This window comes from Sphingobacterium sp. T2, assembly GCF_000814685.1.
In the GTDB taxonomy this organism is placed as follows: Bacteria; Bacteroidota; Bacteroidia; order Sphingobacteriales; family Sphingobacteriaceae; genus Sphingobacterium; species Sphingobacterium thermophilum.
On sequence record NZ_JXAC01000119.1, the window covers coordinates 1 to 14,351 of the forward strand.

Consider the following 14,351-nt stretch of genomic DNA (forward strand, 5'->3'; position numbering starts at 1 on the left):
AACAGGAATCATAAATGACGGTAGAGAAAAATTGGAGGAATTTGAACATGTGCAAACTATTGCCAAATTCTCAAAACACAGAACAGGCAACTGGATWMCATGCTAAATCGAGGAAGAAATACGGGAATTGGAAATTTGAAAAATTAAGAAACTCAAGTTTMCAGGAAGTACAACAAAAACTCAGTGAAATTCAACCATCAATTTGAGGCTTTAGAAATTGAAAAAAACGGAAAAAAATGATTGGGAGTTAATTCTGAAAATTCAAGAAGCCAAAAAGGATATTGATAACTTAATATCCGGTTCGCAAAAGGGATTGGAATATGTAGAGGAAACTAAAAATTCAGTTCAAAACATTAAAACGCAAATCCAAGAATTAGAAGAAAAAATCGAATTCTTTCGGAAAAGAAATCATCGATTCTGTTATTTTGATGGAAGTTGAAAGATGGTTTCTTCAAACTCAAAACTTTCAGGAATCAAAGGCTAAATTGCTGAAATCCATTCAAAATAAAAATGAAAATCTTCAAGAATTAAACAATCAAATTAAAACTTTATATAAATCCACTCAATCATTTGAAATTAAATATACTAACAAACAAAATGAAATTGAATTAAAATCAAAAGAAATTGACAATCAACGCCAGCATTTATTGGTTCAGCAACAGATTTCCAATTATGCCGTGGAACTGAAAGACGGTGAACCTTGTCCCTTATGCGGTGCATTGGATCATCCGAATATTGTTCAAGTTGAAAATGTTTCGACCCAGTTGGAAGAATTGCAAAATCAATGGAACCAATTGGAGGCAGAACGTAAATACTGGCAAAATTTAAAGGAAAAAATCGACCGAATCGAACAAGAAGAAAAAATTCTTTCAGGAAAATTTAGAAAATGAAATTGGAGAGCTTAAAAATACTCGAATTACAAATTTCCGAGCATAGGAAGAAATTCCATTGGAAAGAATTTCAAGCCGACGATTTCTCAGGATTTGAACAAATCAAAAAATCCAATCAAGAAAAGCAAAATCAAGTAAAATCTTGGCAAGCCCAACTAAAAGAACTTCGATCGCAAACCGAAGAAAAATCGAAGTTGCTAGAAAAAGCTCAACATAAATTGGAGGAATACAAGCGCCGGGAAACAGCCAAACAAGCGGAAATTCAAACGAATTTATCCTATTTAAAATCCTTAAAATTTGAGGACTATCAAAGCGTTTCATTCGAGAAAATTCAGGCTCAAATTCAAAATTTAGAGCAATCCATCTTGGATACTGAAAAAAATCATCAGCAGTTTACCAAACTTTTCCAAGAGCTTACGCCTAAATTAGCTTCGCAAAAGACTTTGGTGGAAGGCATCCAAAAACGAAAAGCCGAAATTGAAAATGAACTTAAAACCATAAATGAAAAAATTTCGGAAAGTCTTTCCCTCAGTGGATTGGATTCTTTGGAAGCTGTGAAAACGATTTTGAGTCAAAATTTAGATGTAGCGGCAATACGTCAACAAATTCAAAACTACCGAATTGAATTATCCACTCTTCGCAATTCAGTTAAGGATTTAGAATCCAAATTGACAGGAAAAAATCTGGACGAAGAAGAATTTGCCAAGGAAGAAAGTCTTTTGAAAGAAGTAGAAACCCGTCTTCAAACAGTCACCGAAACGGTCGGAAAATTACAAGCTGAAATCAGTCGTTTGGAAGTAGAATTTGCAAAAAAAGCAGAACTCTTAAAAGAACAAGCCAAGCTTCAAAAACGAGAAGAAAACCTCAAAACCTTATCGAATTTGTTCAAAGGAGCAGGATTTGTTCAATATGTTTCATCCATTTACCTGAGACAGCTTTGCGATAATGCCAACATACGTTTTCATCGTATGACGAGAAATCAATTGAGCCTTCAATTATCTGAAAAAGGCGACTTTGAAATCATCGATTATTTGAACGAAGGTCGCTCTCGAAGCGTGAAAACTTTATCGGGTGGACAGGCATTCCAAGCCTCTTTAAGCTTGGCCCTGGCTTTGGCTGAAAGCGTGCAATCCCAGGCAAAATCCGAGAAGAACTTCTTTTTCATAGACGAAGGATTTGGTACGCAAGATTTGGAATCAGTCAATATTGTCTTTGAAACTTTAACCAGTTTACAGAAAGAAAACAGAATCGTCGGCATCATTTCCCATGTGGAAGAGCTTCAAGAAAGAATCCCGATGGCACTTCGCATCACCAAAGATGAAGAAAAAGGAAGTCAAATTACACTTATTAATTAAGCAAGCCAACCTCAAGTTGGCTTGTATTATTCTACATGTACAGCTGTCAAGCCGCCATCAACAACAATCTCTTGGCCATTGATATAGGATGCTTTATCGGAAGCAAGGAAAAATACGGCATTAGCAATTTCTTCGGGTTGAGCAAATCGGCTAGCTGGCACGTGATGTATCATCTTTTCGTAGCGTTGCTGCCCTACCAGCGTCTCATTAAACTGATTCGTGCTTGTATAGCCAGGGCTTATGGCATTCACCCGAATGTGATAAGGAGCCAACTCAATGGCCAACACTTTTACTAAATAAGAAATTGCTGCCTTGGACGAAGCATACAACGAAGAAGTCGGAAGACCTCTAAAGTGAGTCCATGATGTATTTATAATTATATTACTTCCCTTGTCCATTAGAGGAAGTAACTTCTGTATTGAGAAAAATACTCCTTTGTAATTGATTGAAATTAGTTTATCAAAGTCATCAAAGCTGATTTCCTCGAATTTTTTGAACAATCCTATTCCAGCATTTACAAATAATGTATCCAATGTGGAGGTATGATTTTTTACGATAGAGGGCAGGTCATTTAAATCTTCTATATTAGATACATCTGAACGAAAAACTCATAAAATAGGGATATTTCTGTTCTACGTCTTTAAGTTTGGATAAACTTCTGCCTGTGATAAGCACTTGATAACCCTCTTCGAAAAATCTTCTTGCTGTTGCCAATCCTATTCCCGAACTCCCTCCTGTAATGAGAATAGTTTTCAAACGGTTGTTTCCCATAGTTTTTAATTGGTATAGTACGAAAGTTCTTAAATGACAAACAAGTCCGATAGTCTTTCCTGTCCCCTTACTATACACGTTCCTTCCTCGCACAGATTAAGCGCCAACGACAATTAGCTTTCAACTTTTTTATTTGTGCTAATACTTATTCTATTCCAAGCATTAATCGTTACGACAGCCATTATAATTTGCGCTAAATAGTTCTTATCGAAAAGTTTTTCGGCCTGCTGATACGTATTTGTGCTTAACCCGTGCAAGTGTATTAAGGTAATTTCTTCAGTAATAGCCAGAATTACCTTTTCTTCCTCACTAAATAATTCTGTTTCCTTCCAAGCATTGAGCAGGAAAATACGTCTAGCATTTTCGCCATTTTTTAATGCTTCCTTAGTGTGCATATCAATACAAAAAGCACATCCGTTTAACTGCGAAGCTCTAATTTTAATGAGCTCTAGATGTGTTTTTGAAAGTTTTGAATTTTGCAAATAGTTCTCCAAGCCAAACATTATCTCATATGCCTGTGGCTCCAACTGTTGAATATTGATTCTCTTTTCCATAATTTATACACAATTAAGTCTAAGCAAAAGTAAAAAGGACATCTCCCAAAAATCTTAAACCATTTTAAGATTGCAATTTACTTTTGATCTCACTCAAATATTCAGGGGTCATATTCAAGTAAGAGGCTAACAAATGCTGGGGAATCCGTCTTGTAAATTCAGGAAAGTGATTATTAAAATGATGATAAAATTCCTCTTTTGAAAAATCATATAAATATTTTGTTCGCATTTGCAAAGCAGCATAAGCCTTTGATAAATCATGCGGTAGTATCTCTCTAGCTTAGGAAAATCCTCTAATAGAAGCATTTGATTCTTGAAATCTATTTGCATTACACACGTAGGCTCAACAGCTTGAATGGCAAACTCTGTAATTCCTTGCCTCTCAAAAGCAGCATAATCAGTAATCCACCAATTCTCTATCGCAAATTGAATAGTCTGCTCCACTCCTTTTTCCCCAATGAAAAACATTCTCAGACAACCTTTCAAAACAAAAAAATGATACCTACACCTACTGTTCAATTCCATTAAATTTTCTTTCTTTGAAAATTCCTTTAACTGAAAGTAATTTACGATTTCGGATTCTTCTTCGGATGTTAGTTCTACAAACCTTTTAAAATGTCGTATTAAATCATATTTTTTACTTTCTTCATGTGTCATGTGGCAGCTATTTTTAATTGGTTTTTCAGTAGACTCTATATCGTCCTTTTTGATAATTGGACAGGTTCGGATTATTGAAGTTTCTTTAGACCTAAAGCCAATAAGCTAAGAACTATCAATATAACGAAAATGTAGTTTATCGCAGTATGCTAGTATCAGCCCCCCCCAATGCCCAAGGCCAGCCACTGCAAGATTAAATACTGTAAAGAATGAACATAAAAAATACGAGATTGTAACCAATATCAATAAACTGGCCGGCATAAGCCGGCCGAATTTACTAAAGTTACACTAATTTCTGAGACAAGACTGCTGGCAGTGATTTGGTTATGGCTGCAACAAATTTGAAAGGCTAAGTACTAAGAGTGAGATAATCGGCAACTCCTTATAATGCTTCAATTTACTTATTTTCAACCTGTCCTAAGTTTATTCTAATTCGCTCATCAAGAAATAGTAAAATGAAGGAAAGAACACACATAATTAGCGAATTATAAAAGTGATAGTACTCTTGATGTGCCATGTGAGCGGTAAATGCTCCGATGACGAAAGGGAAGAGAAGTAAGATGCCCAACGTTCTCAGTTGTGATTTGAATAATCCCGCAATAACAAGCAGCACACCTATTATCTCTGCTATACCTATAGCCAGTGTCCAAGTTGTATCAAAACCTAATGACTGCATACTTTGCACCATGCCCGGATAGAGTATGATTTTTTTCGTGGCCGATGGTGCAATGATATACAAGTACCATAGGTAACAAATCCAGTATAAAACGGCTTTGGAAGTAGTTTTCATCATGATATCGAATTGGATTAAGAGAATTCCACGTTTCGTGCTTTATGTTCGTACAGATCAATCAGATTTTGGTATTCAGCAATCTTAGTCTTCATCGCGTCAATGGTTCCTGTAGTCAAAGGAAGACGAAATGTTGGAACATCTTTATCTACCACTTCAATGATAGCCTCGGCTACTTTAACCGGATCGCCAGATTGTTTACCATGAAGACTTTTTTGTATTGCTTCTTATGTCCCCTGCCGTATCAAAGTACAGAGGCAATTTGTTTTCGGCATATTTTACGGACGTTCCGAAGAAATCTGTTCTTAGTGCACCTAATTCCGCTAACATCACCTTGATGCCAAAAGGTTCTACTTCTTGCTTGAGTGATTCTCTCATTCTTTCCAAAGCAAATTTGCTTGAAGCATAAATACCATTTCCCACACCTGCTAGAATTCCCACACGAGAAGAAATTTGGATTATTGTTCCACCGCCTTTTTCGCGCATGTGAGGTAGCACAGCTTGGCAAAGTTTCCATACTGCTATGACATTCACTTTAAATTGATGGATGATTTCGTTTTCTGAAAATTCTTCAATCATTCCAAATGCACCATAACCAGCATTGTTTACTAACACATCAATCTGACCATATTGATTTATAATGGCGTCAACAAGAGAGGAAATCTGTTCTGTGTTCGACAGGTCAATGATAAACGCCTTGGCTCCTAAAATTTTTTCAAAATCCGCTTTGTCCTGCGCATTGCGAACAGTACCTACAACGATATCTCCCTTATCTGCCACTTGTTTGGCAAGTTCCCTGCCTAATCCTTTTGATACACCTGTTATCAACCAAACTTTTCTTTCTATGATGTTCATAACCTTTTGATTTGATGATAAGACAAAAGTATTTTATACCTTTACTTTTGGCAAGTACTTACAAAATTGTATGTACAAACATTTATTGCTATGAGAAAGAGGAATTCAACTAATTTTCTGAATGAGGTAGACCTTTTGCAGAATTGTGGTATGTTCTATACCATCTCCTTGATTAGTGGACAATGGAAGGTAGGAATCCTTGCTGCTTTGTTGGACAATGAGACGTTACGTTATTCCGAGATAAAGAAAAGAATAAATAACATTACTGAGCGGATGTTGATCAAACAACTCAAAGAATTGCAAGAAGACGGTCTTATTATTCGCAAAGATTATTCAGAAGTGCCACCAAGGGTAGAGTACAGCATAAGTGAAAAAGGAAAGAGCCTTGAAAAAGTGCTGTTAACATTGCACGATTGGGGTAAAAAGCATAGGGAAAAGCAGCAAGCTTCATAATAAAAAAGAGGGCAAATCTCTTTTTCTCGACTTGCCCTCTTTTTAGTGATCCCGCTGGGACTCGAACCCAGGACCCATACATTAAAAGTGTATTGCTCTACCAGCTGAGCTACGGAATCTTTAATTCTTTCGAATCAACTTCCTTGTTTGAAGTGATGCAAAGATAGCTATTTTGAGCGGTTCTACAAACTATTTTGCATTATTTATTGTCTTTCACACCAAACTTATTGATACTTAAATCAATAAATTTTAGGTCTATTTATTTATCGTTTATCGTTCGCCACAACATATCCTTCAGCTGTAGAATATTTTTTCCCGAAACTGACGAAATGAAAAGATAAGGCACGCCTTCTGGAAGTTCGGCTTTCATCTCCTCCTCCAGTTCATCGTCCAGCATGTCAGATTTGGTGATGGCCAACAAGCGAGGTTTAGCCATCATCTCCGGATTGTATTCTCTCAGTTCATTCAAAAGGATATTGTACTCCTCCTTTATAGTTCTGTCCGTATCGGCGGGCACCATGAAGAGCAACACGGAGTTGCGTTCGATATGTCGTAAGAAGCGGAACCCTAAACCTTTTCCTTTGGATGCTCCTTCGATAATACCGGGAATATCGGCCATGATGAATGATTTTCCATCGCGGTAACTAACTATACCTAAGTTAGGCACTAGCGTTGTAAACGGGTAGTTGGCGATTTCAGGTTTTGCAGCAGACACAACGGACAGTAAGGTCGATTTTCCGGCATTAGGAAACCCTACCAGTCCTACATCGGCCAACACCTTCAATTCGAGGATAACCCACTGTTCTTTCCCTGGCTCTCCCGGTTGTGCAAAACGTGGTGTCTGTAAGGTCGCAGACTTAAAATGCCAGTTACCTAAACCACCACGACCTCCCGCTGTGAGAATCTTCGTCTCACCATCTTCTGTAATTTCGAACAACACCTCTCCTGTTTCGGCATCTTTAGCAACCGTACCTAGCGGCACTTCCAATATCACATCTTTACCATTCGCTCCAGTACGGAGTGCCGAACCTCCCGGCTGCCCGTCCTCGGCAATGATATGTTTTCTATATTTCAGGTGTAGCAAGGTCCAGTGATGCGAAGAACCTTTTAGAATGATGTGTCCTCCGCGTCCGCCATCTCCTCCATCTGGTCCTCCTTTGGCGGTAAATTTGTCGCGATGCAAATGTGCAGAACCTGCCCCTCCGCGTCCTGAACGACAACACACTTTTACATAATCAACAAAATTTGAACCTTGAGCCATAAAATACTTCTCTTTCTTAATTACGCTTTATAACTATCGATAACAGCACATAGCTCGGTGAAAATCGTCTCGATTTCTCCGATACCATTCACTTTGGTAAGCTTACCTTGCTTTTCATAGTAAGGCAATACATGAATGGTCTTGCTGAAATATTCTTCAATACGTTTTTTCAATTTATCTGCTGCATCGTCTGCACGTCCTGAAATCTCCTGACGTTTAGCGATACGTTGTGTAAGCTCCTCTTCGGTAACATCTAAAGCAATCACCCCCGAAATGGAACTGTTGATACTAGCAAGGAAGTTGTCCAATGCTTCCGCTTGCGCTACTGTGCGTGGAAAGCCATCAAAGATAAAACCTTTCGCTTGAGGGTTCTTTTGGATTTCTTCCTCCAACATAGCTATGGTAATGGAATCAGGTACAAGATTACCTTCAGCGATAATTTGACTTACCTGTTTTCCCAATTCAGTTTGGTTTTTGATATGTGCTCGGAAAATATCCCCCGTCGAGATATGAACCAAATTGTATTTGTTGATAAGTTTTTCAGATTGAGTTCCTTTTCCCGCTCCTGGAGGACCAAATAATACAAGGTTTAGCATAATTTGATTATTTTACTTTGTACAAAATAAAAAGCCTAATCCTTTATGAATTAGGCTTTCAGTTAACTAAGTGCATTCCAAGGGAGTCGAACCCCTAACCTTCTGATCCGTAGTCAGATGCTCTATCCAATTGAGCTAGGAATGCTTCAACCATCACTTCCGGGTATAGCCTCTTCCGTTTTGGTGATGCAAATATACACTAAAAAGCCTTTAGTTCAAATTTTTTTTCACCACCTTTAATATACATTATTTTTCGAAAAAATCAACTAAGTCCATGACGCTCAACCACAAAAAAAAGGAGAGCATTTTAGCTCTCCTTTTTAAGATTTATTAAACAAATACTAGTGTTTGTCAATAAAATGCTCATTTGGCACATAGTCAGCCACCATTTCGGCAGCATAATCTACTTTCTTGCCTTTACTGAAGCGGTGTTTCAGACTATCCATAATCGAATACACTACCGGTACTACCACAAGGGTTAAGAACATGGACGACAGTAGACCACCGATGATTACGATGGCAAGACCTCTGTTGATGTCGGAACCTTCTCCTTGCGCAATAGCAATAGGAATCATACCGAACACCATGGCTATCGTCGTCATCAGGATCGGACGAAGACGGGCATGGTTGGCCGCCACCAAAGCGTCGTGCGTATTCATGCCTTCTTCCTTACGGTGGTTAGCAAAGTCCACAAGCATAATCGCATTTTTGGCCACCAAACCAATCAACATGATAATACCCAAGATGGTGAAGATATTTAATGACTGGTTCGTCAACGCCAACGCCAATAAGGCACCGATAAATGACAATGGAATTGAGAATAATACCACAAAAGGTGTAATAAAGTTGTCATAAAGGGCTACCATCACCAAGTACACCAAGATTAAAGAAGCCATTAAAGCAATACCCAATGTACCGAAACCTTCAGCTTGGTTTTCCATGTTACCGCCCCACACGTATGATACTCCCGGTTTACGTGGTAATTGGCTAAACTTAGCTTCCCATTCTTGTGCTACGGTACCTGTAGGGCGCCCAACAACCCCACCTTGTACGGAAACAGCAGGCGACTTATCACGACGTTCCAACATCGTTGGACCTGAGCTATATTCTACATCTGCAAATTGTGACAACTTAATAGCCGTTCCCTGACTGTTGATAAACTGAAGGTTTTTAACGTCTTCAAGGCTTGTACGTCCTTTATCATCAAACTGAATGTTGATATCGTATTCGTTATCCCCGGCGCGAAACTTATTGTCCGTATTTCCGGAGAAAGCTGTCTGCATGGTTAAACCTACCGTCGCAATGTTAAGATTCAAGGACGTCATCTTATCACGATCCACTTTCACGGAGATCTCAGGGTTACCGCTTTCCGACGACAACTTAACATCCTTGGTTCCCGGAATTTCTCTTAATAGGTCGGCCGCCTGCATGGCAAACTCCTGTGCATCTTCAACTGTTGAAGCGATAATAGTAAGCTTCAAAGGCGACTGCTCAGCCCCCATGATACCTACCGGTACAGTCTTGATTTTGGCACCTACAAGCTGTGGAAGCAACTCATTACGTAATTGAACCGAATACACTTTCGAGTTCATACGACGTTTGGCTTCATCGGTAAGGATAACCTGGATTTCGGATTTATAGCGTGTTCCTGACACTGAACCGAGACCACCATCCGAAGACTGCCCTACAGTAGTGATGATTCTTTCGATTTCGGGTTTGCTTGACAAGATTTCTTCCGCCTTACGTGTTAAGATGTTGGTTTTCTCGAGAGAAGCATCTTTCTCTAATTCAAATTGTAGGTAGAACTCACCTCTATCGTTTGAAGGAAAGAAGTCCGAACCGATAAATCCCGCAGGAATCAAAGCTATGGATACGACAAACAACACAAGAGAAATCAGCAACGTAACCACTTTATTTACTCTTGTGCGTAACGCCCATTTCAAAATATCCGAAATTTTATGTGTAAAGGCATCAAGTCCTGCCTCAAAGCCGTGAACAATCTTTCCAAAGAAAGAAGTTTGGCTTAAATATTCTAACTTACCAAAACGGGAGTATAACCATGGCACTACGGTAAAAGATACCAGCAACGATAACATAGTCGAAATAATTACCGTCACACAGAACTGTGCCAAAATATTGGCCACCAAACCTGTAGACATCGCAATAGGCAAGAACACCACCACGATTACCAAGGTAATAGCCGTAACGGTAAATCCAATTTCTTTAGTTCCGTCAAAAGCCGCTCGCACTTTATTCTTACCCATCTCCATATGGCGGTGAATGTTCTCGATAACCACGATAGCGTCGTCCACGAGAATACCTACCACCAATGACAGACCTAGTAAGGACATCAAGTTAAGCGTATATCCCATCAAAAGAAGCCCGATGAAAGTAGCAATCAGCGACAATGGGATTGCCACCATCGTGATAGCGGCATTACGCAATGAATGTAAGAAGAACAACATGATGAAACCTACCAATACTACGGCTATCATCAAGTCATGAATCACGTTATTTGCCGCAATCAAGGTGAAGGTAGATGTGTCGTTAGCCACCATGATTTTTACACCTTGTGCTTCATAGTCCTTCTCTACCCCACCGATAAGATTACCCTCATCATCATATTGAGCTATGGTTTTACGCACCAATTCGGATACGGCTACGGCGTTAGCGTCCGATTGCTTGAAGACTTGCAACATAATCGTGTTCTTACGGTCCACACGGGCAATCTTTTCAATTTCCGTTATGCCATCCTGAACATCAGCCACATCCTTCAGGTATATTGTGATTCCCTTAGGGGTGGTAATAGGCAAGTTGCGCAATTCCTCAATACTTCTCACTTTTCCCGCCAAACGTATGGTCGTTCTATTTTCTTTAGAAGCCACATTACCTGTAGGGAAGTCCATATTGGATGCTTGGATGACCTGTTGGATAGTGGAGATGCTCAATCCATAGCCCTGCAACTTGTCAGGATCCACTTTCACCTGAATTTCACGTTGCTCACCACCGATCATATCCACCTTAGCCACACCGTTGATACGAGCGAAAACAGGCTGTATCTTTTTATCCAATAAATCATACAGTTCTTTCTCCGAAAGATTAGATGTTACGGCCAAGTTCATGATAGCAACATCATCCAAGGAGAATTTGTTCAATGACGGTGTCTTAGCATCTTCCGGAAGGTCGTTGATCACCGCATTGATTTTACGTTGAGCATCGGTCAACAGGAAGTTTACATCGGCACCATTGTTTAAGGTAACCATCACCACGGACACCCCTTCTAAGGAGGTGGATTCAATTTTTTTAACCATCTCCAAAGAGGCTACCGCATCTTCAATCTTTTTGGTAACGGTATTTTCTACTTCTGTAGGTGAAGCTCCCGGATATACCGTCTGAATGGTAATCACGTTTACCTCAAACTTAGGAATTAACTCATACCCCAGTTGAGAATACGAGAAAAGCCCACCTAGTGTCAAAATGATGAACAACACCAAGATGATACTAGGTCGTTTTATCGATATTTCTGAAATTTTCATAATAGCTATTTACCCAATCTTACTTAATAATTTCGATTGCAGTTCCGTTCAATAAGTTAATTTGACCTGAAATAATCACCACATCACCGGCATTAAGGCCGCTAACGATCTCGATTTTATCGCCGAAGCTTCTTCCTGAAACTACTTTAGTTTCTACAGCTTTACCGTCCTTAGCCACGAAAATCGTGTTGTCCGATACAGAACCCACGAATGCTGCACGTGGCACCACCAACACATTAGCAGTACTGTTACCGCCAAAGTGAGCTGTTCCATACATACCTGCGCGCAACTCATTGCCTTTGTTAGGCACTTCAATTTCCACAGGGAAATTTAAGCTTCCATCCGACTTAGGAGCAATGAAAGTAATGCGTCCGGCGTAGGTTTTGTCGTTATAAACACTAGCCGTAACATTTACAGGTTGTCCTACGGCAAGAGTAGCTACATTTTTCTCATCCACGTTAACACGCAATTTCAATGAACTAACGTTCACAATCTCGAAAGCCGCTGTTCCTGGATTTACGTAAGATCCCGGTTCTATTTTACGGGAGTTTACGATTCCTGCTACCGATGTTTTGATAGTTACATCTCCAGCAGTAAGTTTAGCACTGCGAAGGTTGTTTTTCGCGTTTTCAAAACTTAATCTTGCTTGGTCCAATTGTTGTTGGGTAACCCCTCCTGTTTTGAAAGCACTTTCAAATCGTTGTAGATTCTGTAAAGCATTATCGTAATTCGCTTGCGCGTTTGCTACGTTCACATTCAATTTGTCGCCTTCCACGACAGCCAATGTTTGTCCGGCAGATACATACGCACCTTCGTCAACCAACACTCGCACCACACGACCTGCTGTTTCAGCTGCCACAATCACTTCCTGTTTAGGTTCGAAAGTACCATTTGCCACATAAGACGCATCTACCGTAGCATTTTGTGCAGTATCTACACGCACTGCCACATATGCATTGGTTTTGGATGCTTCTTGTGTAACTGCGTCGTTCTTAGCTTTATTCTTTTTCAAAATAAAGAAAATACCACCTATTGCTGCTGCGATAATAATTACCGTAATTATTGCACGTTTCATAAAAATATATTTAGTCTATTATTCGTTTACTAATGATTTCAATTCTCCTTTAGCTTTGATCAATTGGATTTCAGCTATCTTATAGTTTAATAATGCTGTATTAAGGTTATTTTGAGCGTCAGCATAAGCACGCTCTGCATCAAGAAGTTCTGTAAGTGTAGCTAAACCATTTTTATAATTATTCTCTGTGTCTTCCAATACCTCTTTGGCCAATGACACGTTACTTCTGTTGGTGTTGATAGTAAGCAAAGAATTCTTGATTTGCGCTTTGGCGTTGTCATTTTCCAAGCTCAAGCCCAGTTTCATATCTTCCAAAGAGACTTGTGCCTGACGGATTTGAATATCGGCCTGTTTAATCCTTGCTCTAGTAGAACCACCTGTAAAAATAGGAATTGAAAGGTTCAAACCAATACTGGAAGTTTTTGGCCAGAAGAAATCTCCTCCTATAGGAAAGCCTTTACCGAACCCACTCCAACCGAAGTCAGCTCCCAGCGATAGACGAGGATACAAGTCGGCAACTTTAGACTTCTTGTTCAGTTCCAATAGTTCGATTTGTTTCTTGGTCAAAAGAATTTCTGTACGGTTGTCAATATTAGCTTCCTCCAAAGCGATGTTAGCATCGACCTCAAATGTATTGTCCGGAAGGGTAATATCTTTATCCATAGGCATGCCAATGGCGAACTTCAACGCATTTTCCTTAAGCTCTAGGGCGTTCACCACGATCTGGCGGTTGGCAATCAGGTTGTTAATCTGTACGTTCGTTCTGTCCAAGTCAATCTGCTTACCTAATCCGGCAGACACCAGACCCGCAATGACATCTCGGATTTTAGTCGTACTATTTAAGTTTGTTTCTATGGTTTGTAACTGCAATTGAGTTTGATACACCTCGTAATATGCAGTCGCCACACGTTCTATTAATTGCTCATCGGTCAACTGTTTATTGATAATATAAAACTCTCGCGTGGTGGTAGCGGCCTTCAGACCGGTGAATACCGATTGGTTGAACAGTTGTTGGTTCAACGAAACTACTCCCGTAGCATTCCACGGTTGGCCCATTTTCACCTTGTTCACCACACCTCCCATATCAATAGCCATTTCCGGAATGATGACATTGTATTTCAAACTTCCGGCAGCATTGATCTGAGGCAAGGCCGTACCGCGCACCTCATCAATCTGATATTGTGCATTTTCTAAGTCTAAGGCAGCTTTCTTAGCTTCTGCCTTATTCTGCAAAGCATATTTTATCGCATCTTTCAGTGTTAAGATTTCTTGCGCATCGGCATAAGAAAAACTAAACATCCCGGCTAATAAAACAGCAATTAATCTGATCTTTCTCATCGGTTATTTATTAGTAACTATACGTTCTTGAAAAATTAATTTAGCGGCGTTAATCTGGCTGGCAAGTATCTTATCTACATTTTCCAGGTTTGGAATCTTGCAGAGTATATCTTCTATAGTGTAAGTCAAGGTCAACCCACGGATGATATCTCCAAAGATGGCACAAGACTCTTCGATATTATCCAACTTCAACGAGCCGTCTTCTACGGCCTTCTGCACT

The 14,351-nt window shown here is 39.5% G+C and carries 17 protein-coding genes and 2 tRNA genes; 4 read left to right on the plus strand and 15 right to left on the minus strand.

The features are described from left to right. The first annotated feature begins 217 nt into the window (after window positions 1-217). The 3 genes from SD31_RS08600 to SD31_RS08610 are packed head-to-tail and all read left to right on the plus strand — an operon-like array spanning window position 218 to window position 2,245. A complete protein-coding gene (locus SD31_RS08600) occupies window positions 218-439 on the plus strand; it encodes a hypothetical protein (RefSeq protein WP_039053824.1) in 222 nt (73 codons plus the stop codon). Beyond that, window positions 429-890: a hypothetical protein gene (locus SD31_RS08605; RefSeq protein WP_039053825.1), complete on the plus strand. Its 462-nt coding sequence runs from the start codon at window positions 429-431 to the stop codon at window positions 888-890. The genes SD31_RS08600 and SD31_RS08605 overlap by 11 nt, the downstream gene beginning before the upstream one ends. Then, entirely contained in the window at window positions 887-2,245 is a 1,359-nt protein-coding gene (locus SD31_RS08610; protein WP_039053826.1) for an AAA family ATPase, read from the plus strand. The genes SD31_RS08605 and SD31_RS08610 overlap by 4 nt, the downstream gene beginning before the upstream one ends. A gap of 26 nt (window positions 2,246-2,271) precedes the next feature. Here SD31_RS08610 and SD31_RS08615 read toward each other — a convergent pair whose 3' ends face one another. The 7 genes from SD31_RS08615 to SD31_RS08635 form a co-directional block, all read right to left on the minus strand. Further along, window positions 2,272-2,829 carry an SDR family NAD(P)-dependent oxidoreductase gene (locus SD31_RS08615; RefSeq protein ID WP_082021885.1) on the minus strand — a complete coding sequence of 186 codons (558 nt, stop codon included), beginning with the start codon at window positions 2,827-2,829 and terminating at the stop codon, window positions 2,272-2,274. Between the two features lies 1 nt (window position 2,830). Next, window positions 2,831-3,016 carry an SDR family NAD(P)-dependent oxidoreductase gene (locus tag SD31_RS20200; RefSeq protein ID WP_052258848.1) on the minus strand — a complete coding sequence of 62 codons (186 nt, stop codon included), beginning with the start codon at window positions 3,014-3,016 and terminating at the stop codon, window positions 2,831-2,833. Between the two features lie 113 nt (window positions 3,017-3,129). Beyond that, window positions 3,130-3,570 carry a carboxymuconolactone decarboxylase family protein gene (locus SD31_RS08620; RefSeq protein WP_039053827.1) on the minus strand — a complete coding sequence of 147 codons (441 nt, stop codon included), beginning with the start codon at window positions 3,568-3,570 and terminating at the stop codon, window positions 3,130-3,132. A gap of 126 nt (window positions 3,571-3,696) precedes the next feature. After that, the gene (locus tag SD31_RS08625) at window positions 3,697-4,227 is read right to left on the minus strand and encodes a Crp/Fnr family transcriptional regulator (protein WP_231561373.1); all 531 of its coding nucleotides are present in this window, start codon (window positions 4,225-4,227) and stop codon (window positions 3,697-3,699) included. A gap of 397 nt (window positions 4,228-4,624) precedes the next feature. Beyond that, window positions 4,625-5,017 carry a DoxX family protein gene (locus SD31_RS08630; protein ID WP_197053628.1) on the minus strand — a complete coding sequence of 131 codons (393 nt, stop codon included), beginning with the start codon at window positions 5,015-5,017 and terminating at the stop codon, window positions 4,625-4,627. A gap of 17 nt (window positions 5,018-5,034) precedes the next feature. Next, complete coding sequence (locus tag SD31_RS16590; protein ID WP_156138283.1) at window positions 5,035-5,172, minus strand: hypothetical protein; 138 nt, start codon at window positions 5,170-5,172, stop codon at window positions 5,035-5,037. Window positions 5,173-5,215: 43 nt separating this feature from the next. Then, a complete protein-coding gene (locus SD31_RS08635; protein ID WP_052258849.1) occupies window positions 5,216-5,872 on the minus strand; it encodes an SDR family NAD(P)-dependent oxidoreductase in 657 nt (218 codons plus the stop codon). A gap of 90 nt (window positions 5,873-5,962) precedes the next feature. Here SD31_RS08635 and SD31_RS08640 point away from each other — a divergent pair, with 90 nt between their 5' ends. Beyond that, window positions 5,963-6,325, plus strand: coding sequence for a winged helix-turn-helix transcriptional regulator (locus tag SD31_RS08640; protein WP_052258851.1), 363 nt, complete (start codon window positions 5,963-5,965; stop codon window positions 6,323-6,325). 46 nt (window positions 6,326-6,371) lie between these two features. Here the strand turns inward: SD31_RS08640 and SD31_RS08645 are convergent. From SD31_RS08645 to SD31_RS17370, 8 genes are all read right to left on the minus strand, one after another. After that, a tRNA-Lys gene (locus SD31_RS08645) sits at window positions 6,372-6,444 on the minus strand. 140 nt (window positions 6,445-6,584) lie between these two features. Continuing rightward, window positions 6,585-7,586 (minus strand): GTPase ObgE, encoded by a 1,002-nt coding sequence (gene obgE / locus SD31_RS08650; RefSeq protein WP_039053829.1) that lies wholly within the window; start codon window positions 7,584-7,586, stop codon window positions 6,585-6,587. Between the two features lie 20 nt (window positions 7,587-7,606). Beyond that, window positions 7,607-8,182, minus strand: a complete 576-nt coding sequence (locus tag SD31_RS08655) for an adenylate kinase (protein WP_039053830.1) — start codon at window positions 8,180-8,182, stop codon at window positions 7,607-7,609. Between the two features lie 71 nt (window positions 8,183-8,253). Next, window positions 8,254-8,327 (minus strand) — tRNA-Arg (locus SD31_RS08660). A gap of 196 nt (window positions 8,328-8,523) precedes the next feature. Continuing rightward, entirely contained in the window at window positions 8,524-11,718 is a 3,195-nt protein-coding gene (locus SD31_RS08665) for an efflux RND transporter permease subunit (RefSeq protein ID WP_039053831.1), read from the minus strand. A gap of 19 nt (window positions 11,719-11,737) precedes the next feature. After that, window positions 11,738-12,793 (minus strand): efflux RND transporter periplasmic adaptor subunit, encoded by a 1,056-nt coding sequence (locus SD31_RS08670; protein WP_039053832.1) that lies wholly within the window; start codon window positions 12,791-12,793, stop codon window positions 11,738-11,740. A gap of 18 nt (window positions 12,794-12,811) precedes the next feature. Continuing rightward, window positions 12,812-14,131: a TolC family protein gene (locus SD31_RS08675; protein ID WP_039053833.1), complete on the minus strand. Its 1,320-nt coding sequence runs from the start codon at window positions 14,129-14,131 to the stop codon at window positions 12,812-12,814. A 3-nt stretch (window positions 14,132-14,134) separates the two neighbouring features. Further along, a partial coding sequence (locus SD31_RS17370) for a hypothetical protein (RefSeq protein WP_197053629.1) occupies window positions 14,135-14,351 on the minus strand: 217 nt, incomplete at its 5' end.